This is a genomic window from Natrarchaeobaculum aegyptiacum (assembly GCF_002156705.1).
Taxonomy (GTDB): domain Archaea; phylum Halobacteriota; class Halobacteria; order Halobacteriales; family Natrialbaceae; genus Natrarchaeobaculum; species Natrarchaeobaculum aegyptiacum.
Genome location: NZ_CP019893.1, coordinates 1406773 through 1431476, shown reverse-complemented (window position 1 = coordinate 1431476; position 24704 = coordinate 1406773). Strand labels below are relative to the sequence as shown.

Genomic DNA, 24704 nt, shown 5'->3' with positions numbered 1-24704 from the left:
CGGCCGTAGCGACGCTCTCGCTTCGCGACGTGACCGCTGGGTCTCGCGCTCTGGAACCCTGTATACGAAGGGAGTATACGAACACGCGTCGAATTACGGTTGTACGTCCGTAACGACCGAACGACCGTGCAAGAAACTCCCAGTGCGTTCCTTCGTGTGGTACACTCGATGGCCTGGACAGGCTCCGTCAACTCGAAACTGTGAGCTGTGTATACGATCGATGTAAACGACTCGTGGCTCGTCAGGTTCCGCCATCGATCACGGGGTCGCCCCGGATCACGACGGGAACCACTCTCGCCGCTCTCGTTCGCCGGGGTTTGACTGGTCTGCCGGATTCTCGAACCGCTCAGCCAGGCCGAAGACTCCCGCCTTCTGGCGTCCCGTCTCCTCGACGGCCTGCTCGGTCGTGCGGGCGACCCGGTCGGCACTCTCACGGACGCCCTCGACGGCCGCCATCGACTCCTCGCGGGCGTCTTTGGTGGCGTGAGCGACCGACTGCTCGAGTACTGCCGTGGCCGATGCCAACCCGCTCGGGTAACGGCTATCCGTTACGTCGCCACTCGGTCGTGCCGGACGGTATCACATCATTTACGGTCGTTGGCTCTGTATCCTCGAGTGCATGACTTACGACGGCCCAACAGACCTGTATATCGACGGCTCGTGGACGGCTGCGGCCGACGGCCAGACGTTCACGACCGAGGATCCCGCAACCGAAGACGTTTACGCGGAACTCGCGGAGGCGTCCGAGGACGACGTCGACGCTGCAGTCGAGGCAGCCAGCCGCGCCGTTGCCCGCGACGGCGAGTGGCGGTCGCTCGCACCTCGCGAGCGCGGGGCGGCGCTCCACCGGATGGCCGACGCCATCGAAGACCGCAAGGAGGAGATCATCACGGTCGAGTCCTACGACAACGGCAAGACGCCGTTCGAAGCCTCGATCGACGTCGACATGGTGATCGACACGTTCCGCTATTACGCCGGCTGGACCGACAAGATACAGGGCGACGAGGTCCCTGTCCCCGGGAACCGACTGAACTACACGCTCCGGGAACCGGTCGGCGTCACCGGCCACGTCATCCCGTGGAACTACCCGTTCCAGCTCGCCGGTCGGAGCCTCGCTCCCGCGCTCGCCTGCGGGAACTCCGCCGTGCTCAAGCCCTCGAGCACCACACCGCTGTCGGCGCTCTACTACGCCGTCGCAGCCGAGGACGCCGGCCTTCCGGACGGCGTCCTCAACGTCGTCCCCGGTCGCGGGAGCGTCGCCGGCAACCACCTCGTCGAGCACCCGGACGTCGACCACATTGCCTTCACCGGCTCGACGGGCGTCGGCAAGGGCGTCATGGAACGCGCCGCCAAGAACGTCACCGGCGTCACGCTCGAGCTCGGCGGCAAAGGGCCGAACGTCGTCTTCCCCGACGCCGACCTCGAGGACGCCGCCAGCGGCTGTCACTACGGCATCTTCATGAACGCCGGCCAGATGTGCTGGGCGGGCTCGCGCGTACTCGTTCACGAGTCGGTTCACGACGATCTCGTCGAGAAGATCGTCGCCCAGGCCGAGGCGACCACGCTCGGCAGTGGCATCGACGACGACGGCCGGATGGGCCCCCTCGTCAGCGAGAGCCACCAGCAGGACGTCCTCGAGTACATAGAGACCGGCAAAGCGGAAGGTGCGACCGTCGCGACCGGCGGCGGCGTCCCGGCCGATCGCGACCAGGGCTACTTCGTCGAGCCGACCGTGTTCACCGACGTCAGCAACGACATGACGATCGCCCAGGAGGAGATCTTCGGTCCGGTGCTCTCGGTCATCGAGTTCGGCGACCGCGAGGAGGCCATCGAGATCGCCAACGATTCCCCGTACGGCCTGATGGCCGGCATCTGGACACAGGACCTGCAGACGGCCCACACGGTCGCAGAGCACCTCGATTACGGGATGGTCAGTGTCAACGAGTACCCGGTCACCCAGCCCCAGACGCCCTTCGGCGGCTTCAAACAGAGCGGCTACGGCCGGGAACAGGGCACCGAAGCGATCTCCGAGTACACCCAGGCCAAGAACGTCAACGTCAACCTCGAGTGAGCCAGCCCTGCTGGTCGAGCGCCCCGATCGCCGTCGCGCTCGAGTGACGAGCAGACCGATCTCCAGCCCCCGCTCGGGGAGCCGGCGGAACCGGAACCGCCCGCCGCATCCCGTACACTTAGGCGACTCGACGTCACGGTATAACACGGCGACGTAGCTCGGTCCGCGTTTCAGCCACCGGACCGTGCCACGCTGCGCCGCCAAGCCACCATACCGCTTTCCGATCCTGCCCAGGGATCGCCCGGTCCCACCGCCGGGCTCTCGAGTGGTCCGCTCCGATGGCATCCGAGTCCGTGACCGCTCCGTATCGTGTGAGGGTGGCATCTCGTGGCCGTCCCGACGACCGCGCGGTGGACTACCACGGGGTTTCGCCCCGCCAGGTCCGCCGCTCGAGCCTCGCTCGAACGTCGGGACGCTGTCTCAGACCTCGCCGAGGGCTACCCACCGGCGTCGCTCTCGGTCTACAGATAAACAAGCTGACTAAATCCGAAAACACTCGATATCTGGATACCTGTTGGGTGCTCTCTCTCTGGCCAGCCGAACGCCTACCGCCCTCTGATCCTGCTCGAAACCGGTCCACCGGGTTTCAAACGCGGTCGACAACCGGCAGTCGCTCCGCCACGTTCGTCCCGCCGCCGACCGTCAACCGACCGTCGGCAACTCGTTCGACGGGGCTCTCGAGGCCACACAGGCTGTCGTGACGGGTTCGACACCGCGACCCTCGACGATCCGATCGTATCTGTCCACTATATAAAAGCTCGGTGTTAGTAATTTATATGATATAGAATTGATCCTGTCGTATAGGATGCGTGATCACAATCTGTTGTCCAGTCCCGGGATGCTTCGACGAAGGGAATCGGGGTGAGCACAATCACTAAAGCCGTGGCTCTCGTAGCCTCAAGAGACAAGATGTTCCACGCGCCCAGCAGGGCCCTCCAGCCGGTTCCGGCGAGCGCCTCGAGCGCCGCCGGGGGTGAGGTGGTGTGAGCCTCGACGACCTGACGTCGACCATCGGAACCGTCCTCTATCGGCAGCTCGGCCGCGCGAACGGTCACCTCCAGACGACCCGATCGTTACCCGTCGACGTTCTCGAGGGCGAACAGTCCTACCGCGTCGTCTTCGACGCCCCGGGTGCCGACCCCGACGACGTGCAGGTCCGGTACGTCGATGGCGCTGTCCGGGTTCGAATCGATCGATTCCGGGAGTACCGCGACGGTTACGAGGTGCGCTATCCCGGTCGCGGGATGACTCTCGAGGGTGACGTCGACCTCCCCGACGACGCCCACGTCGACCCGGACGCCGGCACCGCACACCTCTCCGAAGCCGGTACGCTCCGGATCGACATCCCCAAGTCGACCGTCAGCGGGGGTACCGCAGTCGAATCGGACGTCGATTCGGACGCCGACGCAGTGACGGACGTCGGCGACGACGTGGGCCCCGGAACGACCACCGCTCCAGCGAGTGATCGAGCAACCGGCGGAGGTCCCGACACGGGCCCCGATCGCGATCCGCAAGCGACGACCGCCTCGTCCGAACGTCCGGACCGACGTGACGGCCTCCAGGTCGGGGAGTGACCTCGAGTCGGCCCGGCCACGTGACCTCGACTGGCCGGCTCAGTTCTGTTCCTCGAGGTGGAGTCCCTCTCGAATCGCGAACGTCTCGTCACCGTCGAACCGCGTCGGATCGAAGGCATCGATACCGTCGCCGCCGAGGACTTCCTCGGCCAGCCGCGCACCGATCGCCGGCGCGCGCATGAACCCGTGTCCCTGGAACCCCGTCGCCACGAAGACCCCCTCTGCTCGTTCTCCGACCAGTGGATCACGATCCGGCGTCGCCGTACAGAGTCCCGCCCACGCCCGGTCGACACTCCCCTCGAGGCCCGGGAACCGGTGGCGTACTCGTTTGACGAGGCCGTCGGCGAAGTCCGGGTCGGCGTCACGGTCGTACGCGTCAGGCTCGGCCTCTCGCTCTTCGGTCCCGTTTCCGGCGAGCAGCCCTTCGGCGTGGGGCCGAACGTAGAAGTCGGCCGTCGCATCGTAGCACATCGGTTCCTCGAACACGCCGCTCGCGACGAGCGCCTGCACCCGGTAGGGTTTGGCGGCGATCCCGAGGCCGGCGTCGGCGAGCAACGACGGCGTGCGTGCGCCGGCGGCGACGACGACGGCGTCGACCTCGTGGCTGGTGCCGTCTTCCTCGAGCACTCGAGGGGGGTCTGCCCGAACTGATACCGGCGAGTCGGACTCGAGCGTCGCGCCGGCCCCGGTCGCAGCGGCCGCGAGACACGCCGTATACCGGGCCGGATCGGTGTACCCGGCCGCGCCAGCGATCCCGGCAACGGCGACGTCGTCGGTCCGGACCGACGGGAACCGCTCGGAGAGCGCGTCGGCGTCCATCTCGAGGGCGATCACGCCGGCGTCTTGCATCCGGTCGACCTGCCCGCGGATCGCGTCGGCGGCCTCCGCGTCGCCCTCGCGGGCCAGCCAGACGTACGGGCACTCGACGAACGGGAACGTCTCGTCGCCCGAGAGCGCGCGAAACCGCTCGATCGACTCGCCAGCGATCTCGGCGTCCAGTGGATCGGCGAACGCGTCGTAACAGATGCCCGCCGCGCGACCGCTCGAGCCACTCGCGATTCCGCCCCGATCGTACAGCGTCACGTCGGCACCCTCACGGGCCAGTTCGTACGCGACGGTCGCGCCCACCGCACCTGCGCCGACGACGGCGACCGCCAGCCCTGCGCCGCGGTCTGTGAACGCGTCGGCACCGACGGCGAGGTCGGGGTCGTCGCTCATCGCCGACCACCGCAGACACCGGGTAACGTCGCGACTGCTGACGACTCGAGCACGGGGGGACCTCTCGTGTGGGTCTCGCGGGCGTTCATGCCCGCCCATCGGCGGTGGAGTGACTTATCTTCACGGGAGGACGACTCGAAGCGAGCGGCGGGGAATCACCCGGTGCTCGAGTCGTTCGGGTTCCGGCCGGAAGTCGTGGTCGCCGGGTCTCCGCTGCTCAAAGACACCCGGGTTGAAATAGCAGGGATCCTTTCGCCCGCACATGAGGACGAATCGGCTGGACCGTCGGGGCTTTCTGGCCCTCGCAGGGGCCGGCCTCTCGGCGGCCGTCGCCGGCTGTGCAGAGCCCCGTTCCAGAAGCCAGATCGACGGCAGTTCCTCCCACCAGATCGACCGGGACAACGTCGCCGAGGGCTCGGCGTTCACCGACGTCTACGAGGCCGTCATCGACTCGGTCACGCAGGTCCGGGCGTTCGGCGTCGAGGATCCGACGTCCGACGCCGAAGGCCGCGGCGAAGGCTCCGGATTCGTCGTCGACGACCGCCACGTCGTCACGAACGATCACGTCGTCGCCGGTGCCGAGGCAGTCGAACTCCAGTACCTCACCGGCGACTGGTCGGGGTCCCGCCTCGTCGGCACGGACCGCTTTAGCGACCTCGCAGTTCTCGAAGTCGACCACGTTCCCGAGTCGACGACACCGCTGTCGTTCAGCGCCGAACACCCCGTCGTCGGTCAGCAGGTCCTCGCCATCGGCAACCCCTTCGGGCTCGAGGGGTCGATGTCGGCCGGCATCGTCAGCGGCGTCGATCGCACGACAGACGCGCCCGGACGCAACTTCTCGTTCCCCAACGTCGTCCAGACGGACGCCGCGGTCAACCCGGGTAACAGCGGCGGCCCGCTGGTCGACCTCGACGGCGACGTCGTGGGCGTCGTCCACGCCGGCGGCGGCAACAACATCGGCTTCGCCATTTCCGCCGCGCTGGCCAGTCGCGTCGTTCCCACCCTGATCGAGGACGGCGAGTTTCGCCACTCGTACATGGGTATCCACCTCGCGACGGTCGACCGCGTCATCGCCGAGGAAAACGACCTGCCGGAAGCGACCGGTATCATGGTCACCGACGTCATCTCCGACGGTCCCGCCGATGGGGTTCTCGAGGGTGCCGACGGCCTCGTCGAACGGGGCGGCGAACCGGTCCCCGTCGGCGGGGACGTCATCGTCCAGATGGACGACGAGCCGATTCCGGATCGCCACGCCCTCTCGACGTTCCTCGCACTCGAGACGAGTCCGGACCAGACCATCGACCTGCGCATCTGGCGCGACGGTCGGGAGGTTACCGAGCCGCTTGCGCTCGGTGAACGCCCCGAGAACTGATCGCGTCTGCGGCGGCTCGAGGTGGGGGCGACCACGACGGGACTGTGATCGACGATCCACCTGCGGAAACGGCTGGTTACGTTCTCACTAACGTTTCGCTAACGCTCCGCTAAGACGGTCCCGATCGACGCGATAGTCATCGTATGCCGGAAATTCCAGATACCCGGCTCCTGCCTCTTCTTCTCCCGTCCACCGGGGAAAATTTGCCCCCAGTGGACTGTAAACTACTGGATAACAATTACCCGTACCGGGGTAGTCGGGGTCGACCGACCGATGACCTCTAACGGTGACACCCGACCACGGATGGACGAACCCCCGCGGGACGCCCTCGAACTCGACGTCGTCACCGTCGAGAACGACGATGCACCGGACGAGTGTGCGATCTTCCCCCGGAACGCCAGCGAGGAACAACTCATGACGACCTGGATCTCGGCCCACGAGGACTCCTTCGTCGGCCTCGACTCGATGCGCTAGGGTGATGCGTCTACGCGATGCCATCACCGCTGCAAGCTTCTGGGTCGCCACCGTCATGCCGCTGACGTACGTTCCGGTCTTTCTCCTCGGCCTCGACTCCGCGTTCACCTTCTCGCTGTTTCTCGGCCTTCTCGTCGTGAACGTGGTCGCGCTCGTGGTCGGCCACGAGTATCCCGGTTCGCGATCGACCTGATCGTTTTTACCGTTCGACCCGTCCGTCTCACCGATGCCCGCTCCCCGGCCTTCGATCCCACCAGCAGTCCACGCGGCCGTCGAGGACACCCTCTCGAGCCTCGAGCGCCGCCACGACGTCTCGATCGTCTTCGCGGCCGCCCGCGGGAGTCACGCCTGGGGGGCGGCCGGACCCGACAGCGACTACGACGTCGGGTTCGTCTTCGTCGCGACCGATTTGCGCCGGTACGCCCACCTCGAGGGGCCACCGACGGTGCTCGACGACTCGAGTGAGCCAGATTCTGACGACGACGGTGACCGGGGCAACGCGCCGACTGTCGACCTCGAGTGCCACGGCTGGGACGTCACCACGTTCGCCCGGTTGCTCGCCGAGTCCAACCAGGGGGCGATCGACCTCCTCCGAAGTCCCGTTCGCTATCGGACGACCGTCGACCCTGCCCCGCTCCGCGCGTTCGTCGAACGGACCTTCGATCCGATCGAGTTGTACCACGACTGGCGGGCGATCGCGAGGAACAACTACCGGAAGTACCTCTCCTGTCACCTCGTGCGCGACGGCGAAGTCTATCCCATCCGCGAGCGAGACGACGACGGTTTCCTCGTCGACGCACCCGACGGGACGACACGGATCGACGCCGACGACGAGCGATACGCCGAGACCGCCACGGACCGAACGGTCAAACGCAACCTCACGGTCTGCCGGGCGGCGATGTCCGCCCGCTACCTGCTCGCAACCGGCGAGCGGGGCGATCACGACCTGCCCGCCCTCGAGTTCGAGGCGTTCCTCGACGAGCAAGCACCCACGGTCTTCGACGCCGACCGGATCGACCGGGCTCGCGACCTGCTCGAGCGGAAGCGCCGCGGCGAGGGGAGCGAGGTCGTGGGCGACCTCGTCGGCCGGTCGTTCGCCACCCCGCCGCGAGCGATCGATCCGTCGATCCACGCTCGTGGTGGCCCGGATCGGGACCGACTGGACGCGTTCGTCGACGACCTGATCGACGCGAGTCGGGGCTGACGCTCGCCTGTCGGCTGCCCGACCCTCATTTAAGTACCTCTGGTCACAAGGTAGAGCTATGACGGGAGGCCGGTCGTTCTCACGTACTCACGAACCTCGAGCGACTGCTGTCGACGTTCGTCGACTCGAGACACGGTGTCGGTCGACTCGAGACACGGTGTCGGTCGACTCGAGACACGGTGTCGGTCGACTCGAGACACGGTGTCGGTCGACTCGGGGCCGTGGTCGGACCGGTGGAGCGTATTTCCTTTAAGTACTTCTGGTCACAAGGTGGAGCTATGACGGGAAGACGGCCGTTCTCGCAGTCTCTACAGCTCTCGAGTAGCTACTGTCGACGGTCTCGTCGATTCGAACCCGCGTCTCTCAGTTGCAAGCTGCCTTCGTTCTTTAAGTACTTCTGGTCACAAGGTGGAGCTATGGCGGGAAGACGGCCGTTCTCACGCGCTCACGAGTTTCGAGCGGCCGCTGTCGACGCGACGACTTTCTTCGGGCGACGAGCCCGAGATTTCACCCCGTGAGCGACGTCGACCGCCGACGCTCTTTACGTACCTCTGGTCACAAGGTAGAGCTACGAAGGGATTTTCGAAGGTGGCTCATCACCGTCGAGTTGCCACTCCGTCGAGTCGATACTTCAGACAGCGCTCGAGCGTCGAACACCGACTCGAGTTCCAGAGCGGACAATTCCGATGGGTGCGGTGTGGAGAGACCGCCACCGTGCTCGCGTCCGCGTTCGACGATCCTACGGCCGAACAAACCTGACGGCGTACGCGAACGAGCACGAGCTTTTTTCAGTCTCGCCCGCTGACCCTCAGACGAGATGCAACCCGACGGATCCGCGCCCGACGCCGGTCGCGGTGAGCCCCTCCAGACCGACGGTTCGCGATCCTCGTCGGATCTTCGAGCCGATGGCGGCGTCACGCCGGAGCAGGAGTCGACGCACCACCTCGAGACCCGGCCGGGAGCGGGCTCGCTCTCTCGAGCGGCGGCCCAGCGGGACGCGACGGTCCGGCGCTGGGGGGTCGTCACGCCGAGTGCAACGGTGATCGGGCGGGCGGAGTCGCCCGACGGGGATCTCTCCGAGAGCGTTCGCCGCCTCCACGACGAACAGCACGCCGCGACGCCGGGCTACAGCGAGCGTGCCCACCACCTCGATCGCCTGCGAACGACGCAGGCGCTGTGTAACGCCCTCGAGGTGACGCCGTGGCAGCGCGATCTTGCGCTCGGTGTGATGGACGAGATCGACCTCACCGAGTTCGGGAGCCAGCGGGCGATCGAGAAGGTCGCGCTGGTCGTCATTCGCCACGTTGTCGACGTCGATCGGCGACAGTACTTCGGACTGGACGACGTCGACGTCCAGTCGCTGTCGGCCGACCGCATGGAAGAGCTGTTCGCCGAGTACCGTGCGCACGACGTCACCGACGAGCCGACGTTCAAGCGACTCGCGTCGAAACACGGCCTCGACACGACGAGCCTCAATCGCCTTCGGCGCGTGTTGAAAGAGCAACTCGAGGACGAGCTTCCGGCCTACGGGCACAACCCGTACCGGGATCCGAACCTGCCGGTGTCGGTCGACAGGGACGCAGACGCGGATGCCGATGTCGTCGGTGCTGACTCCGCAGCCGATCCGTCCAACCGCGACGGCGCGTAACTCGAGTCGGCCCACACCCGACGCGGGCCAGACTGCCGGCGTCCGGTCGTTTTTCCGTCGACGCCTCCTATCGCAGGTATGTCTGACACCCCGTCGACTCCCGGGGCGACCGACCGGCTCACGGTCTACGCCGACTACGTTTGCCCATTCTGTTATCTCGGCACACGATCGCTCGCCCAGTACCGCGAGCAGCGTACCGAACCGCTCGCGCTCGAGTGGCACCCGTTCGATCTGCGTCGAGACAAGCGGAACCCGGACGGCTCGATCGATCACGACGCCGACGATGGTAAGGACGATGCCTACTACGAGCAGGCCCGCCAGAACGTCCGTCGACTGCAGGCGGAGTACGGCGTCGAGATGGCACAGGAACTCGCGATCGAGGTCGACTCGCTGCCGGCCCAGCAGGCCTCGCTGTACGTCGCTCGGGAGCATCCCCAGACGTGGCCCGCGTTCGACGAGGCGATCTACACCGCGCTCTGGCAGGACGAACGCGACATCGGCGAGGTCGACGTACTGGCCGACCTCGCCGACCGCGTTGGGCTCTCGAGCGAGGGGATCAGGACTGCAATCGCTGACGACGACCTGCGCGCGTCTCTCGAGGACCGGTTCGCCGACGCCCATCGACGCGGGATCACCGGCGTGCCGACGTTCGTCGCCGACGGGCGCGTCGCCCGCGGGGCGGTGCCGCCGTCACAGCTCGGGCGGCTGGTCGACGCGGGGTGATCGAACTGATCGGGCTCACTCGAGTTTCTCGAGCGCCTCGAAGACGTTCGACTCCGGGCCGACGAGTTTCCCTGGTTCGTCGGCGGTCGACACCGCGACCGTCACTGGGGGCTCGACCGCTCGACGGTTGCGCCCGTCGCCGATCACGAACGCCTCGGGGGCGTTCGAGACCGTGATCGAGAGACTCGCGTCCTGATCGACGACCAGCGGTGCTATCGGCTCGGTGGGGGCCATCCCCGTGACGACGAGTGCGTCCGCATCGGGGTGGACCAGCGGCCCGCCCTCGCTCAGGTTGTAGGCGGTCGAACCGGTCGGCGTCGCCACGAGAACCCCGTCGGCGTGGGTCTCGACGTACTGTGTCCCGTCGACGCGGATCTCGATCGTCGCCCCGCCGCTGTGGCCCCGTCGCGGCCCGTGGACGAGCACCTCGTTGAGCGCTGGCTCGAGGATCCACGACTCGCCGGCAGCGCTCGCCTCGAGGCGGACGAGGTCGCGACCGGGGACCGGGTCGCCAGCCTCGATGATCGTGACGAGATCGGTGACCACGGCCTCCGCGTCTGCAGGATCGACTGCGTTGAGAAAGCCCACTTCTCCGAGGTTGACACCCACGAGCGGTGTCGAACCGATCGCTCGAGCGACGAAGAGGAGAGTGCCGTCGCCGCCGATGCTGACCACGAGGTCACGGTCGGCCATCTCCTCGACGGCGACGCCGGGGAGGTCGTCCGTTTCGTCCGTCGCGTCGGCAGCCGCCGCGCTGGCGGTCGCCTCGTCCACCACCACGTCAGCGCCGTGGTCCCGCTCGAGCGTCTCGAGGAGGGTTCCGGCGAGTCTCTGTGCGCGCTCGTTTCCTCGCTGGGCGACGATGCCGACGGCGACGTCCATCGCCTTCCGATTGCGCGGCCGTCGTCAAAAAAGACGCGTCGCTAGTCGTGCGATTGTTCTGCGAACCATGTTTCGATTGGTCGCCGATGAACACCACGAAAGCCCCTGCCCTGGTCGCTGGCTGCGACTCGCTGCGCTCCTCACAATGTTGCGGTGCTTACGTCGTCTCGCTCAGCGACCAGGGCAGCCCCTTTCATTCCCACCCACGTAGCTTGCTCGAGCAGTCGACACGGGTGGGAATGAAAGGGGCCGTCTCGGTCGGTCCATCCTCGGCGACGTAAGGACCGCAGCGAAGCGAGGACCGTGGTTCGAAAGACCGGAGGTCTTTGGTCATCACGAGAGAGCTTCGCTCTCTCGAACGACAACGAGCCGCGGATGGTCGAGCGAGACGGGGGCTTTCGTGGTGTTGCGAACTGATGTCTCTGCAGCGCCGAACTCGTATCTGACCAGTGGCGAGGCGCAGGGGCTTTACCTGCTGGGCCGCTCAGATCGAGTAATGAGCACTCCCACGCCCGAGGTCTACGAGCAGGGCAAGGGCATGGACGCCCACAATCAGGTGATGCGCGAGATCCGCTCGCGCAAGGAGGCCAGTTACGACCCCCACGAGCCTACCCGCGTCTGGCTCGACGAGGACAACACCCCCGACGGGGTCAAGCAGAGCCTCACGATCATCCTCAACACCGGCGGCTGCCGCTGGGCTCGAGCCGGCGGCTGCACGATGTGTGGTTACGTCGCCGAGAGCGTCGACGGCGGTTCCGTCTCCCACGAGGCCCTGCTGGACCAGATCGACGTCTGTCTCGAGCACGAAAGTGAAAACGCCGACGAGCCTGCCGAACTCATCAAGATCTACACCTCCGGCTCCTTTTTGGACGAGCGCGAGGTCGGCGCCCGCACCCGAGAAGCCATCGCCGAGACGTTCGCCGACCGCGAGCGGATCGTCCTCGAGTCGCTGCCGGACTTCGTCTCCCGCGAGAAGATCGGCGACTTCACCCAGCACGGGATCGACACGGACATGGCGATCGGCCTCGAGACGGCCACGGATCGGGTCCGTCACGACTGCGTGAACAAGTACTTCGACTTCGCGGACTTCGAGGACGCCTGCGCGGAGGCCGCCGCCGCAGATTCGGAGGCGGGCGAGGACGCCGATGCCGGGATCAAGGCCTATCTCCTGATGAAGCCGCCGTTCCTCACCGAATCCGAGGCCGTCGAGGACATGATCTCCTCGATCGAACGCTGTGCCGACGTTGCCGGCTGTCACACCGTCTCGATGAACCCCTGTAACGTCCAGCGCTACACGATGGTCGACGACCTCTACTTCCGCGGGGGCTATCGCCCGCCGTGGCTCTGGTCGGTCGCCCACGTCTTAGAGCAGACCGCCGACGTCGACGCCATCGTCGTCTCCGACCCCGTCGGCCACGGCTCCGACCGCGGCCCGCACAACTGCAAAGAGTGCGACGACCTCGTCCAGAAGGCAATCAAGGACTTCGGCCTCCGACAGGACCCCACCGTCTTCGAGCAGGTCTCCTGTGACTGTGAACTCACCTGGGAGACCGTCCTCGAGCGCGAGCGCGGGTTCAACCAGCCGCTGACGAACTGACCCCCGTACCGATTACGTTCGTTTTCGCCTCCGTCCATCACAAACTCGAGTTCACGCGGCCGTCGCTCGCCGATTCGGCCCGCCGGACGGCGCGTTTCAGGATCGGAATGTCTCGACGGATCGTTCGCCAGTCAGCGAGGTCGTCCCAGCGTTCGTGGACCGTCTCGTGGTCCGTATCCGGATCGTCGGAGACGACGACCGCGTTCGGGTCCGGGACGTCGTATCTGTCCTGCAACTCCGAATCCGCGGTGATGAGGTCGTCGAGACGTGACCGAAGCTCACCGATGCTGTGTTCGCGTGCGAGCGTTTCGACGCGTTTCCACCGGAGGTACGACTCGTTCCGGACGTACTGGCGCGGACGAGTATCCGTTCGATCGGCGATCCCCATCTCGACGAGTTGCTCGAGCGCCTGTCGAGCACCGTTTTCGGAACAGTCCGCCCGCGTTGCGAACTGCTGTGCGGACGCGGGATCGGTCGTCCCCACGAGAACGTCGTAGACGCGCTGGAACGTCGTCCGATCCGACTGCCACCGGGCCGACGGATCGCTCGCGGCATCCGGACTCTCTGGCATTGTCCGCACTTTGGCGCGGGAACGAATATATCTTTTCTCCACTCCAGAAATATGTGCCAATCAGCGTGGCGACCATAAATCGGTCACAGCGCATTGCTTGCGGCTCGAGCCAGTACAGCCAGCTCGAGCCAGTGCAACCAGCCAGTATTCAAGTACGCCGTCGTCGGAGACGAACCGACGTGAGTCACGATCCGTCGACGTACGACGTTGCGCTGGTCCTCCGGACGCTCCTCGAGTCACTTCCTCCGGGCCGGGCGCTCGACCTCGGGACCGGGCTGGGGCGGAACCCCCGCGCCCTCGCGGCTCGCGGGTGGACCGTCGACGCCGTGGACCTCTCGCGGGCGCAACTCGAGCGCGCTCGCGATCGAACCGTGAGCCGAGATCACGACGGTGTGGGACAGCAGGCGGGCGAAATCGCGTGGATCCTCGCCGACGTCGACAGCTACGCGTTCCCCGGCGATGCCTACGACCTCGTGACGATCAGCTTCCTCGACGTTCGCGACAGGCTCCCCGCGATCCAGTCGACCCTCGCGTCCGGTGGCATCCTCTTTTACGAACACTACCTCGAGTCGCCGGCTGGATACCGCGGCTCGGACTCCGATGCGGACCACCGACCGGGTCCGGGCGACCACTACCGGTTCGCGCCGAACGAACTCCTCGAGGCCTGTCGCGACCTGCGGGTGCTGTACTACCACGAATCGCTGGTCGACGGCGAACCGCGAGTGACGCTGGTCGCACGCGACGACGCCGACGGAAGTCGGCCACCGCTCGAGTTGGTGTCCGGCGGTGGGCTCGAGTGAGGAAGACGACACCTGCTCGAGTCTTCCATCCCGATGCTGGCTTGCGAATGCACCCCACGATCACTTCCGCCAGACCCGTGAGGCACCTCTATGCCACTGCGGCCGCCGACCGAAGACGCCCTCGCGGAGCTTGCCGAAGACCTCTACCTCGATCTCACCCCCGACGAGCGAGAGCGATTCGCAGAACTGGCTGCCGACCGGGTCGACCGATACGAGACGGTCGCGAACTACAGCCTCGAGCCGCGACTCGGCGGGACCGAATCCCGCGTCCGGAGCGCCGGTCGCCGCGTCTCGAGCGACGAGGATCCGCACAACGCCTGGGTGAATCGCTGTTTCGTCGCCGGCGACGACGGCGACCTCGCCGGCTGGGACGTCGCCATCAAGGACAACGTCTGTGTCGCTGGCGTCGAGATGACCTGCGGTTCGAACGTCGTCGAGGGCTACGTCCCCGACCGCGACGCGACCGTCGTCACCCGGCTGCTCGAGGCTGGCGCAGACATCGTCGGCAAGACGAACATGGACGACATGGCCATGACCCGGACCGGCCACAGCGCGTTCGGGCCGATCTGCCACCCCGAGGACGACGACTACCTCGCCGGGGGCTCGAGTGGCGGGAGCGCGGTCGTCGTCGCGACCGGCGAGGCCGACGCCGCCATCGGCTCCGATCAGGGCGGGAGCGTCCGCATCCCTGCCGCCCTCTGTGGGATCGTTGGCCACAAGCCGACCTACGAACTCGTCCCCTACACGGGCTGTATCGGCATCGAGCACGCTATCGACCACCCCGGACCGATGGGGCCCGACGTCGAGAGCGTCGCGCGCGTCCTCTCGGTCATCGCCGGGAGCAACGAACAGCACCTTCGATCGCACGCGCCGGTACCCGTCGAGCGCTACGAGGAGGGGCTCGACGACGGCGTCGACGGGCTCTCGATCGGCGTCTTAGAGGAGGGCTTCGACGACCCCGACGCGGAATCTGGCGTGCTCGAGAACGCCCGCGAGGCGATCGACCTGCTCGCCGACGCCGGCGCCTCGGTCGAGGACGTCTCGGTCCCGATGCACGACGACGCGGGCGCGATTCACTCGGTCTGTGCCGCCGAGGGGCTGCTCGACGCGTTCCTCGGCGAGGGGCTCGGTCACGGCTGGAAGGCCTGGTACAACCGGTCGTGGATCGAGGCCTTCGGGAAAGCCCGCCGAGCACAGGCCGACGACTTCCCGGCGGCGCTCAAACTGCTGGTCCTCCTCGGCGCCTACACGAACAACGAGTACCACTCGCGATACTACGCCCACGGAATGAACCTCACCGTGGAACTCGCCACCCGGTACGACGAGGTCCTCGAGGAACACGATCTGCTCGCCATGCCGACGACGCTCGTGACCGCGCGGGAACGCGACCGCGACCGCGACGAGTTCGACCGCCTCGCGAGCCAGGACGTCCTCGCCAACACCACGCCGTTCAACCGGACCGGCCACCCGGCGATCAGCGTTCCCGCTGGAACCGCCGACGGCCTTCCGACCGGCCTCATGCTCGTCGGCTCCCGGTTCGACGACGCGACGGTCTTGCAGGCGGGACGCGCGCTCGAGGCCGCACGCTCCACCGGCGACTGATCACTCCGCGGTTTCGGGTTCCTCTCGCGCGCCGCCGTTTTCGTCGGCGTCCGCCAGGTGCTCGCGCACCGTCTCGGCCAGTTCCTCGTCGACCGCGGCGATTCGATCGTACAGCTCCGCTTCGACGTTGTCCGCGACCGTGCGTTCGTCCGCCCCGCTAATCTGTGCCTCGAGTTCGTCGGCGACCCGGTCTTCGACTTCGTGGGCGACCTGTTCTTCCGCCTCCGTCGTCACTCGGTCCTCGACGCGCTCGTCGAGCTCTTCCGTCACTCGCTCCTCGGCCTCGGTGGTCACGCGTTCTTCGACACGCTCGTCGAGTTCCTCGGCGACTCGCTCTTCGGCTTCGGTGGTCACGCGCTCTTCGACGCGCTGGGGAACCTGTTCGTCGAGTTCCTCGGCAACCTGCGTCTCCGCTTTCGAGGCGACCTCTTCCTCGAGGATCCGCTCGTAGACGCTCATGTTCTCCCAGACCCGCAGGAAGTACCCGAGCACGAGTCCGCCCATGAACGCCGCCACACGTGGGTCCATCCCGAACACCAGCAAGTACCCGAAGCCAGCGGAGAACGCGATGCCGTAACAGATGTCGATGTAGAACTGCGTCTGCCGACCCCGCAGTGTGCTCACCATACCACCCTCGTTGGGCGGCGGGGATTATCAGGTCGGCGGTCACCCGGCGGTCGACTCCAGTGGCTCTCTTGGGGTGGCCACGTCGTCAGGCGAACACCACGAACTCGAAGGTCAGATAACAGCCGATCGTCGCGAGGACCGGGACGATCGACTGCATCACGACGATTCGCGCGGTCACCCCGAGATCGAAGAGGTCCGACGCTGCGGGAACCGTCTCCGGTGACTCCTCGCCGATCGGATCGACGTCGTCAGCGGAGTCACTCTCGAGGTCGGGCTCGCCGACCGTCGGGGCCTCCGCGTCCATCTGGAGGCCACCGGCAGTCACGGGAACGTCCTGCCGACGGACCGCGTCGGCGATAGTCACGGTTCGCGTGGCGCGGCCCCAGCCGAGTCCGACGATGCTCAACGTGGCGATGATGACGAACTGGACCGGGATGCCGATCGCCGAGAGGAAGACGACGATCGTCGAACTGACGACGGCGACGATGATCGCGGCCGTCAGCGGCAGGTCGGTGATGTCGTTGCCGAGTGATTCCATCGTCCGTCTGGCGATCGTGAACGCGCCGACGGCGACGGCCGCCGAGCCGACGACGATCCCGGGATTCATCGCCAGTTGCCCGCTGCCGACCAGCGGTGCGATCGCGTTCGCGATGTTGCTCGCGCCTGAACTGAACGCCATCAGACAGCCGATCCCGACGACGATCGCCGCGCCGACGAGCTCGCGTCGGCTCGCATCCTCGTGAACCGCCGGTTTCGGTACCGATCCCGTTCGGTCGATCGTCACCAGCGGCTCGTCCGTTCGATCGATCGCGATAAGCCGATCCACGTGTGGATAGAGGTACCGACCGATCATCACCGAGACCCAGAAGCCGATCACGGGACCGAGGATCCACCACGAGACGATCTCGGTCAGCACCGGGCGGTTGAGCACTCCGCCAGCGACGGCGAGCCCGGCGATTGCCCCGACTGCAGTCATCGAGGTCGACGCCGGCACGCCCGTGATGTTGCCGACCAGCAGCGCGAGACCGATGAATCCGAGCACGACGATACTGGCCTCGAGCGTAAACACGCTTGGATCGGTGACGATGTCTTCGCCGAGCGTGTCGACGACGCGGCGACCGATAGTGAACGCACCTGCGAAGAACGAGACTGACATCAGCGCCGCCGCCGTGGTCTTGCTTAGCACGTCCGCACCCACGGCCGGTCCGAACGCTGGTCCGGTCGTCGCCCCGCCGATGTTGTACGCGACGAAACACGCCACGAGTACGCCCACCAGTAACGCCCAGTCGATCACGGGTAACGGATACTTCTTCCCTGCTGAATAAATGGTCCGACATTCGACCGACCTCGCTGCTGGGCGACTCCTGTTTCGATTTCGAACTGGCCGGTCACCTCGACTTTGGATTTCCGGGTCGAATCCGGGGACAGGTTCATGAAAATTGCCCACCGAGTAGAACACATGCGCGACCTCGACGAGACCGACCTCGAGATCGTCCGCCTCTTACAAGAGGACGCCCGCAGGCCGTACAGTGAGATCGCCGACGCGGTCGGCCTCTCGCCGCCCGCCGTCTCCGACCGCGTCTCCCGCCTCGAGGAACTGGGCGTGATCCGCCAGTTCACGATCGACGTCGACCGGACGGCGTTCCGGAACCGACAGCCACTGGTACTTCGGCTCGAGGTCACGCCGGCGGCCGTCGAGCGCGTCTTCGAGGACCTGCGGGACCTCGAGGCGACCGAACACGTCTTCCAGTTGCTCGACGGAACGATCCTCGCCCACGTCGCCATCCCCGACGAGCCGGTCCACGTCTGGCTCCGCGAGCACGTCGATCTCGAGGTCCTCGAGGGGTACGAGGTCACGCCGCTGGCCCGGTACGAGTGGAGCGTCGGCGTCTCGCCGGCGGACTTCGCGCTCTCCTGTGTCGTCTGCGGGAACGACGTCGGAAGCGACGGCGCCATCTCGCAGGTCGGCGGCGAGACGCGGGCCTTCTGCTGTGAAACCTGCAAGGCGTCGTTCGAGGCGGAGTACGAACGACTCGAGCAGGGCGTGAACGAGGACTGAGGCGAACTCGTCTACGTATACCGCAGCCGAACTCCGATCGACTCTCGCACTTTGGATTCGAAAGTTTTCGCTCGCTCGAACCGAGGACTCTGAGCACGAAACCGCATGAACGGTGATGGCGTATCTTCACACAGGGTGAGCAACCATGTCATCGACAGCGGCCGGCCGTGAGCGAACCGACCTCTCCCTGACGGGGATGTCCTGTGCAACCTGTGCGAACACGATCGAGGAATCGCTCGAGGACCTCGAGGAGGTCGACGAGGCGGCGGTCAACTTCGCCACCGAGCGGGCGACCGTCCACCACGACGAGAGCCTCCCGGACGAGCAACTCGTCGAAGCCGTCGAGGACGTGGGATACGGCGTCCGAGAGGAGTCACTCGAAGACGACGAGGAGGACGCGGACCTCCTGGCCCAGCGGCGACTGGCGATCCGGGCCTGGATCGTCACCTCGCCAATCTTGCTCCTGATGGTGTTCATGTGGACGCCGATCGACCCGCTCACCGGGTTCCAGATCGACGTCCTGCTGTTCGTCTTCGCCACGCCCGTCGTCTTCTACTACGGGCGCAACACCCACGCCTCAGCCCTCCGGGCGGTGACAAACGGCTCGTTCAACATGGACTCGCTGATCGCGCTCGGTACCGTCGTCGCGTGGGCGACCGGTGTGATGGTGTTCGTCTCGCCGATCGAGAACTACGCCGGCGTCGGCGCGATGATCATGGCCTCCCACCTCGTGGGTACCTACCTCGAGGACCGGGCGAAAGGCCGGGCCAGCGCCGCCATCGAGGGGCTGGTCTCGATGCAGGCCGAGACCGCTCGCGTCGTCCGCGACGGCGAGGAACTCGAGGTGCCGGTCGAAGAGGTCGACGTGGGCGACGAACTGGTCGTCCGCCCCGGCGAGAAAGTGCCCGTCGACGGCGTCGTGCTCGAGGGCAGAAGCACCGTCGACGAGTCGATGGTCACCGGCGAGTCCGACCCCGTCTCGAAGACGGACGGCGACGAGGTCATCGGCTCGACGGTCAACGGCTCCGGGTTGCTCCGCGTCGAGGCCCAGAAGGTCGGCAACGACACGTTCCTCTCGCAGGTCGTCGACCTCGTCGAGGAAGCCCAGGGGACCACGGTCCCGATTCAGGCGCTGACCGACCGCGTGACGAACGTCTTCGTCCCGATCGTACTCACGCTCGCCACGCTGTCGTTTCTCGTCTGGTTCGTCTTCCCCGACGCGATGCGAGCCGTCGCCAGCGTCGCCGCGCCCGCCCTCCCGTGGGTCGACCTCGCGCTCGACCCGCTGACGCTGGCCATCTTCGCTTCCGTCGCCGTGCTGGTCATCGCCTGTCCCTGCGCACTCGGGCTGGCGACGCCGACCGCACTGATGGCCGGCACCGGCAAGGCCGCAGAGTACGGCGTCCTCTTCAGAGACGGCGAGGCGATTCAAACGTTGAAGGACGTCGACACCGTCGTCCTCGACAAGACGGGAACGATCACCGAGGGCGACCACTCGGTTACCGACGTCGTCCCGGCTCACCACGCCCACGCGGACGGTGGCTCCCTCGAGGATCAAGACCGCCTCGAAGATGGCCCCGGTGACGCCGCCGATCGTGCGGATCCCGCCGTCGTCGAAGCGCGCGACCTCGTCCGCCTCGCCGCCTCCGCCGAACGCGGCAGCGAACACCCGATCGGGCAGGCAATCGTCGACCACGCCGAGGAGGAGGACATCGACCTCGCCGACCTCGAGTCGTTCGACAGCGTCCCCGGCAAGGGTATCGAGGCGACCATCGAGGGGCAAACGGTGGCCGTCGGCAACGCATCGTTCCTCGCCGACCGTGGTATCGAGATCCCCGAGCGGACCGAGAAAACGGTCGTCGACCTCGAGGCCGAGGGGAAGACGACCGTCCTCGTCGGCGTCGACGGCGACCTCGCGGGGCTGGTGGCAACCGCCGACACGATCAAGGACGACTCCGGGGCGGCGATCCGGACGCTCCACGACCGCGGACTCGAGACCTGGATGATCACCGGCGACAACGAGCGAACGGCTCGCGCCATCGCCGATCAGGTCGACATCGATCCCGAGCGCGTGAAGGCCCGCGTCCTCCCGCAGGACAAGATCGAGGCCGTCCGGGACCTTCAGGAAGAAGGCAAACACGTGGCCATGGTCGGCGACGGGATCAACGACGCCCCGGCGCTCAAGCAGGCCAACGTCGGCGTCGCCATCGGCACCGGCACCGACGTCGCCATCCAGTCGAGCGACGTCAGCCTCGTCCGTGGCTCGCTCGCTGCACTCGTCGACGCCTACTCCCTCTCCGAGCGCATCTTCTCGAAGATCAAACAGAACCTCTTCTGGGCGTTCGTCTACAACGCCCTTGCCATCCCAATCGCCTTCGTCGGCCTGCTCCACCCCGTCATCGCCGTCGTCGCGATGTTCGTCTCGAGCCTCTCGGTCATCACAAACTCCGCGAGGCTGAGCCGACTCGAGCTCTGAACGGTCGACCTCTCCTGTTGTGGCCCACCAAGGCTGGCGCTCGACCGGCAGGCGCTGCAGGAAGGTAGCGGCCTCAGTGCCTTCGGGAACTCGTCGACGAGCGCGAGGAACGGAGCGACCCCCGTCCGGCCCCGACGCCCTCGGCACCGCAGTCCTTCGTCATCGGCCGGTAACGGGTACGTCACAGGCAGTATTGAGCGTTGCCGTCTCGAGGGTTCTCTTTCGTCCCGAGAAGTGCGGTGGCTCGTTGAGAGGTGGGATACCGGGAAGCGTCTAAGCCCGGATGTCAACGGCCCCGTCTGGCAGGTACGGAGCTTGTCAGTCAACTGCCTCGGGTCAAGCCCCGTGGTATCCGCCTCGGTAATTCTGTGAGAGAGTACTCCCGCGAGAACGGCCTGCGAACGGACTACGTATGCGCCGAACGCATCGAACGGGGACTCGACGCTGCTGAAGAATGAGCGCGGAGTGCAAGACGCTCGAAGCGTATCTTGCCCCACCCACTCAGTACAAGCAGCGCAAGCTCCACGAGGAGTACGACCGATACGAATCGCTACTCAACGAGAATTTCGATGGCGGGTGCGACACAACGAGTGCGGTCAACGAAATCGTGAAAGCCTCTACAAAGGCCGTCGAATACGCCTTCCAGTTCGAGAACCCAGTCATCGTCCTCGAATACCTCGACGGTATCACCGACGAGGATATCTGGAAGTACTGGAATCGACGACTCGGAAAATGGCTGTTTTCTCGATTACTTCTCGTACTGCTCAAAGACTGCTTCTGCGAGCGTATTCTTGTGGCCTTCATTCGGACCGCCAGCGATCGTGAGAAGTTTCGCATCGCGCAGATACCGCTCGACGTGGTGTTCCGTCGTGTAACCAATACCACCGTGGAGTTGCATTGCCTCGTTCGCGTTGTCCACAGCGGCCTGTGTCGCAGTGATTTTCGCCATACTGAATTCGCGTGCGGCGTCGTGTCCGCGATCTGCACGGTCGGCTGCGCGGAGAGTGAGCAACCGGGCGGTATCGACTCGTTCGGCCATCTTGCCGACTTCCCAGCTAACCCCTTGGAAGTCGCTGATGTGCTGGCCGTACTGCTCACGACTGCTTGTGTAGGCCACCGTATCTTCGAGGGCAGCGCGAGCGATACCGACGCCACGAGCAGGGACGTTCACCCCAGTGTGAAGTCCACCACGCTGAACGTAGCCTTCACCCTCCTCACCGATGAGTCGATCATCGGGAGCACGAACATCCGAGAGAGAGAGAGACACACGGGGACTTCACACTGTTCGCACCCAGCGTCTCCCACACCGTCTCGACTTCGAAGTCGTCGGTCGGGACAAGAAACGCACTGATGTTGTGTGGTGCGTTCTCATCGGGGCCGGTCTTCGCGTACGTGAGGACGTAGTCCGTCTCGAGAAAGTTCGTCACCCACTGCTTGTGACCGTTGAGAACCCACTCATCGCCGTCACGTTCGGCCCTAGTCTCCATCTCCAGTTTATTACTCCCTGCGTTCGCCTCACTCAAGCCGAGAGCGCCGACAGTGTTGAAAGACGCCATCTCGGGAAGAAAGTCCTCGCGTTGTGCCTCGGTTCCGAAGCGTTCGACAACTTCCGCAACTCCGAGATGGAGCCCGATAATGCTCGCCACGGACATTAGCCCAGCCGATAGCTCTTCGATCACTAACGCGAGCTCGACGAAGCCTTCGCCACGTCCCCCGTACTCTTCCGGGATTGTCACACCCGTCAAACGGTGTTCGCCGAGTTCGTCGAGGATCGTGTTCGGATACTCTTTTTCCCGGTCAAGGTCTCTCGTCTTTGGTTTGATCTCTTCTTTTGTGAACACCCGAACCTCATCTCGAAGAGCCTGTTGGTCCTTAGTCAGGTCAAACCTCATGTGTCATGGGGGGTGTCCCTTGCCGAGTAAACCTAGAACCTGCTATAGCAGGCTGGCTGGGGAACATCCGTGACCATCGTGTTTGGTTAAGTGAATTCCACCAGACGGCGAAGGCTTGCAGCCATGTTTCTGCGGTCGTCGGCTGCACGTGTCTGAAGCTATTACTAAACGAAGATGTGGGGCTTTTCACATTTCTAAAGACACGTTCAATAGCATTTTGATTTCTATGGCGAACCGTCTGAAATCGGAGTCCTGCTCGACTAAGTGCTGCGGCTAGATGCTGGGCGCAATCGACGAGAAACACGGCGTCTTCGATGTCGTGTTTCCCTTGGAGCTTTCGTAGAAATTGCTGCGTTACTTTGGTTGTAGTGGTCCTAAACAGCCTCATATGGAGAACTTTGTTCGTGTCCGGGTCGACAGCGGCGTACAGCCACCACTGCTATCCATTGATTCGGATCACGGGTTCGTCAAGCGCGATGTGATCCGGACCGGCATCGTCTGTCGGCTGTAGATCGGCTTCCTTCACCCAACCGTGGACGGCTTTCCGTGACCTTTGACACCGAGCTTCTCAATTTCTTGAATGGTATTCGAAAGTGAGAGTCCAGCCAGATGGAGTCGAGTGCCGAGCTTCATCAGCTCGCTTGGTGTCCGATCTCGCTCCACAAAATCCACCTCGATCCACTCGCTACAACCTCTGAGTTGAGCGACTTTCGCCAGGGGCAAGCTGAAAATCACTCCCGCCTCGCTTTTCAGCCTTAACTAAACACGGCCAGTTCTGCACCACCACCGTGTGATCAAACCAGTTTTCGTCCCAGCAAATGGCAATTATCTTGGAACCATACGAATGATAGACACTACTCGTTTGGCCTCATCTTTTCTCATCAGGAGGAACCCACAGAAGATACAGCCGAACCCAATCAGCGTGTACGGGGTGATTCGTTCTTGAAGCACTGCCCAGCCGATAATGACACCGAACGCCGCTGCTAAGTACGCGATAAAGTTCATTTCGAACGCGCCTAACTCCTCCAGCAGATAAAAGTAAATGAAGTAACCGGCTGCACTCGCAAGAACGGACAGATACACCAGCATAAGGATTGCTGACGGAGTCCACTGGATCGCCCACGGTGAAGTGGTAGTTTGAAACGAGGCTACGTGTAACACGATTGCTCCGACGGCCATCGACCACGTCTCCATCGTAATCGCCGGCTGGTCAGAATCGACTCGCTCCGTAAGAACGCTCCCGAGCGCCATGCTGGCTGCTGCAGCAATCACCAGTACTTGTCCGAATGTATCGCCACCGAGAAGGTGGGACGGATCGGGTCGGGATATAATTATAATTCCAACGAAACCTAGCAGGATGCCGCTAACGCCAGAAAGTGTCAAATTTTCATCGGAGACGAGTGTCTGTGAAAAGAATGTTGTAAAAACTGGCATTAGGCCGACAAGAATTGCTGCCACAGCACTTGGTATGATTGTTTGTCCGGTAAAGAGGAAGGCGTTGTACGCCCCAATGATGAGTAATCCTCCAAACCCGACGTTGATCCAATCGCCTGTGTTCTGTGGATACCAATAGTCAACAGAACGGTATATGGATATGAGCATAATGATGGCTGCTATATCGTATCTCACTGCCGCGTAGAACACGGGTGGAACTGTCTCAACTCCTACTCTGATCGCTGGATATGCACCGCCCCAGATTATTCCAAGGACGACAAAGAGCAAAATATAGCTTCTGGATCCCATTTAATATATTGATTTTAGTCGGTGGTATATCGTTTGTGTTTAATGAAGTTATTTGCGCCGAAGCGCTGGAAGCCCATATCCGTGTCTTCAGGATACACCTGTCGTTCGAGAATGCTATTGGCGAACCGAGGGACGGTGAAAACTGCTCTGTTTCAGAACGATCTAACCGAC

21 protein-coding genes and 2 pseudogenes are annotated in these 24704 nt (G+C 64.7%); 13 read left to right on the top strand and 10 right to left on the bottom strand.

From position 1 onward, the window contains the following. Positions 1 to 276 precede the first annotated feature (276 nt). Positions 277 to 525, bottom strand: coding sequence for a hypothetical protein (locus tag B1756_RS07100; RefSeq protein ID WP_086887907.1), 249 nt, complete (start codon positions 523 to 525; stop codon positions 277 to 279). A 94-nt stretch (positions 526 to 619) separates the two neighbouring features. Here B1756_RS07100 and B1756_RS07095 point away from each other — a divergent pair, with 94 nt between their 5' ends. Both B1756_RS07095 and B1756_RS20210 read left to right on the top strand, forming a co-directional pair. Beyond that, complete coding sequence (locus tag B1756_RS07095; RefSeq protein ID WP_086887906.1) at positions 620 to 2071, top strand: aldehyde dehydrogenase family protein; 1452 nt, start codon at positions 620 to 622, stop codon at positions 2069 to 2071. A gap of 983 nt (positions 2072 to 3054) precedes the next feature. Beyond that, positions 3055 to 3403 (top strand): annotated as a pseudogene (locus B1756_RS20210) (Hsp20/alpha crystallin family protein); the annotation flags it as partial. A 281-nt stretch (positions 3404 to 3684) separates the two neighbouring features. On the opposite strand, the gene B1756_RS07085 reads toward B1756_RS20210, so the two are convergent. Then, the gene (locus tag B1756_RS07085; protein ID WP_086887904.1) at positions 3685 to 4863 is read right to left on the bottom strand and encodes an NAD(P)/FAD-dependent oxidoreductase; all 1179 of its coding nucleotides are present in this window, start codon (positions 4861 to 4863) and stop codon (positions 3685 to 3687) included. A gap of 262 nt (positions 4864 to 5125) precedes the next feature. On the opposite strand from B1756_RS07085, the gene B1756_RS07080 reads away from it, so the two are divergent. From B1756_RS07080 to B1756_RS07055, 6 genes are all read left to right on the top strand, one after another. After that, the gene (locus B1756_RS07080) at positions 5126 to 6235 is read left to right on the top strand and encodes a S1C family serine protease (RefSeq protein ID WP_086887903.1); all 1110 of its coding nucleotides are present in this window, start codon (positions 5126 to 5128) and stop codon (positions 6233 to 6235) included. 273 nt (positions 6236 to 6508) lie between these two features. Continuing rightward, a complete protein-coding gene (locus tag B1756_RS07075; protein WP_086887902.1) occupies positions 6509 to 6709 on the top strand; it encodes a DUF7511 domain-containing protein in 201 nt (66 codons plus the stop codon). 4 nt (positions 6710 to 6713) lie between these two features. Further along, entirely contained in the window at positions 6714 to 6902 is a 189-nt protein-coding gene (locus B1756_RS07070) for a DUF8028 family protein (RefSeq protein ID WP_086887901.1), read from the top strand. A 33-nt stretch (positions 6903 to 6935) separates the two neighbouring features. Further along, positions 6936 to 7913 (top strand): nucleotidyltransferase domain-containing protein, encoded by a 978-nt coding sequence (locus B1756_RS07065; protein WP_086887900.1) that lies wholly within the window; start codon positions 6936 to 6938, stop codon positions 7911 to 7913. An 817-nt stretch (positions 7914 to 8730) separates the two neighbouring features. Continuing rightward, a complete protein-coding gene (locus B1756_RS07060; protein WP_086887899.1) occupies positions 8731 to 9561 on the top strand; it encodes a DNA-directed RNA polymerase subunit epsilon in 831 nt (276 codons plus the stop codon). Between the two features lie 78 nt (positions 9562 to 9639). After that, complete coding sequence (locus B1756_RS07055; protein ID WP_086887898.1) at positions 9640 to 10284, top strand: DsbA family oxidoreductase; 645 nt, start codon at positions 9640 to 9642, stop codon at positions 10282 to 10284. Between the two features lie 15 nt (positions 10285 to 10299). Here B1756_RS07055 and B1756_RS07050 read toward each other — a convergent pair whose 3' ends face one another. Further along, positions 10300 to 11166, bottom strand: a complete 867-nt coding sequence (locus tag B1756_RS07050; RefSeq protein ID WP_086887897.1) for an NAD(+)/NADH kinase — start codon at positions 11164 to 11166, stop codon at positions 10300 to 10302. Between the two features lie 496 nt (positions 11167 to 11662). Between B1756_RS07050 and B1756_RS07045 the strand changes: the two genes are divergently transcribed. Next, entirely contained in the window at positions 11663 to 12763 is a 1101-nt protein-coding gene (locus tag B1756_RS07045; RefSeq protein ID WP_086887896.1) for an archaeosine biosynthesis radical SAM protein RaSEA, read from the top strand. A 37-nt stretch (positions 12764 to 12800) separates the two neighbouring features. Here the strand turns inward: B1756_RS07045 and B1756_RS07040 are convergent, their stop codons facing one another. Continuing rightward, entirely contained in the window at positions 12801 to 13334 is a 534-nt protein-coding gene (locus B1756_RS07040; protein ID WP_086887895.1) for a DUF7342 family protein, read from the bottom strand. Positions 13335 to 13513: 179 nt separating this feature from the next. On the opposite strand from B1756_RS07040, the gene B1756_RS07035 reads away from it, so the two are divergent. Both B1756_RS07035 and B1756_RS07030 read left to right on the top strand, forming a co-directional pair. Further along, a complete protein-coding gene (locus B1756_RS07035) occupies positions 13514 to 14134 on the top strand; it encodes a class I SAM-dependent methyltransferase (RefSeq protein ID WP_228434522.1) in 621 nt (206 codons plus the stop codon). Between the two features lie 90 nt (positions 14135 to 14224). After that, positions 14225 to 15736 (top strand): amidase, encoded by a 1512-nt coding sequence (locus B1756_RS07030; protein ID WP_086887894.1) that lies wholly within the window; start codon positions 14225 to 14227, stop codon positions 15734 to 15736. Here the strand turns inward: B1756_RS07030 and B1756_RS07025 are convergent, their stop codons facing one another. Both B1756_RS07025 and B1756_RS07020 read right to left on the bottom strand, forming a co-directional pair. Beyond that, entirely contained in the window at positions 15737 to 16360 is a 624-nt protein-coding gene (locus B1756_RS07025; RefSeq protein ID WP_186336510.1) for a hypothetical protein, read from the bottom strand. A gap of 88 nt (positions 16361 to 16448) precedes the next feature. After that, positions 16449 to 17657: an inorganic phosphate transporter gene (locus tag B1756_RS07020; RefSeq protein ID WP_086887892.1), complete on the bottom strand. Its 1209-nt coding sequence runs from the start codon at positions 17655 to 17657 to the stop codon at positions 16449 to 16451. Positions 17658 to 17822: 165 nt separating this feature from the next. Here B1756_RS07020 and B1756_RS07015 point away from each other — a divergent pair, with 165 nt between their 5' ends. Together B1756_RS07015 and B1756_RS07010 are read left to right on the top strand one after the other, a co-directional pair. After that, positions 17823 to 18422 (top strand): AsnC family transcriptional regulator, encoded by a 600-nt coding sequence (locus tag B1756_RS07015; RefSeq protein WP_086887891.1) that lies wholly within the window; start codon positions 17823 to 17825, stop codon positions 18420 to 18422. A gap of 145 nt (positions 18423 to 18567) precedes the next feature. Next, positions 18568 to 20898 (top strand): heavy metal translocating P-type ATPase, encoded by a 2331-nt coding sequence (locus B1756_RS07010; RefSeq protein ID WP_228434520.1) that lies wholly within the window; start codon positions 18568 to 18570, stop codon positions 20896 to 20898. A gap of 748 nt (positions 20899 to 21646) precedes the next feature. On the opposite strand, the gene B1756_RS19840 is transcribed toward B1756_RS07010, so the two are convergent. The 4 genes and pseudogenes from B1756_RS19840 to B1756_RS06990 form a co-directional block, all read right to left on the bottom strand. Continuing rightward, a complete protein-coding gene (locus B1756_RS19840; RefSeq protein ID WP_228434518.1) occupies positions 21647 to 22069 on the bottom strand; it encodes an acyl-CoA dehydrogenase family protein in 423 nt (140 codons plus the stop codon). Positions 22070 to 22127: 58 nt separating this feature from the next. Next, a complete protein-coding gene (locus B1756_RS19835) occupies positions 22128 to 22790 on the bottom strand; it encodes an acyl-CoA dehydrogenase family protein (RefSeq protein ID WP_228434517.1) in 663 nt (220 codons plus the stop codon). Positions 22791 to 22875: 85 nt separating this feature from the next. Next, positions 22876 to 23507: pseudogene (locus B1756_RS06995) on the bottom strand (IS6 family transposase); the annotation flags it as partial. A gap of 108 nt (positions 23508 to 23615) precedes the next feature. After that, positions 23616 to 24533 (bottom strand): DMT family transporter, encoded by a 918-nt coding sequence (locus tag B1756_RS06990; protein WP_086887890.1) that lies wholly within the window; start codon positions 24531 to 24533, stop codon positions 23616 to 23618. Between the last annotated feature and the right edge of the window lie 171 nt (positions 24534 to 24704).

Coding starts and splice junctions, on each gene's coding strand:
- B1756_RS07095 (WP_086887906.1), top strand. CDS start 620: ATGACTTACGACGGCCCAACAGACCTGTATATCGACGGCTCGTGGACG.
- B1756_RS07085 (WP_086887904.1), bottom strand. CDS start 4,863: ATGAGCGACGACCCCGACCTCGCCGTCGGTGCCGACGCGTTCACAGAC.
- B1756_RS07080 (WP_086887903.1), top strand. CDS start 5,126: ATGAGGACGAATCGGCTGGACCGTCGGGGCTTTCTGGCCCTCGCAGGG.
- B1756_RS07075 (WP_086887902.1), top strand. CDS start 6,509: ATGACCTCTAACGGTGACACCCGACCACGGATGGACGAACCCCCGCGG.
- B1756_RS07070 (WP_086887901.1), top strand. CDS start 6,714: ATGCGTCTACGCGATGCCATCACCGCTGCAAGCTTCTGGGTCGCCACC.
- B1756_RS07065 (WP_086887900.1), top strand. CDS start 6,936: ATGCCCGCTCCCCGGCCTTCGATCCCACCAGCAGTCCACGCGGCCGTC.
- B1756_RS07060 (WP_086887899.1), top strand. CDS start 8,731: ATGCAACCCGACGGATCCGCGCCCGACGCCGGTCGCGGTGAGCCCCTC.
- B1756_RS07055 (WP_086887898.1), top strand. CDS start 9,640: ATGTCTGACACCCCGTCGACTCCCGGGGCGACCGACCGGCTCACGGTC.
- B1756_RS07050 (WP_086887897.1), bottom strand. CDS start 11,166: ATGGACGTCGCCGTCGGCATCGTCGCCCAGCGAGGAAACGAGCGCGCA.
- B1756_RS07045 (WP_086887896.1), top strand. CDS start 11,663: ATGAGCACTCCCACGCCCGAGGTCTACGAGCAGGGCAAGGGCATGGAC.
- B1756_RS07040 (WP_086887895.1), bottom strand. CDS start 13,334: ATGCCAGAGAGTCCGGATGCCGCGAGCGATCCGTCGGCCCGGTGGCAG.
- B1756_RS07030 (WP_086887894.1), top strand. CDS start 14,225: ATGCCACTGCGGCCGCCGACCGAAGACGCCCTCGCGGAGCTTGCCGAA.
- B1756_RS07015 (WP_086887891.1), top strand. CDS start 17,823: ATGCGCGACCTCGACGAGACCGACCTCGAGATCGTCCGCCTCTTACAA.
- B1756_RS07010 (WP_228434520.1), top strand. CDS start 18,568: ATGTCATCGACAGCGGCCGGCCGTGAGCGAACCGACCTCTCCCTGACG.
- B1756_RS19835 (WP_228434517.1), bottom strand. CDS start 22,790: ATGAGGTTTGACCTGACTAAGGACCAACAGGCTCTTCGAGATGAGGTT.
- B1756_RS06990 (WP_086887890.1), bottom strand. CDS start 24,533: ATGGGATCCAGAAGCTATATTTTGCTCTTTGTCGTCCTTGGAATAATC.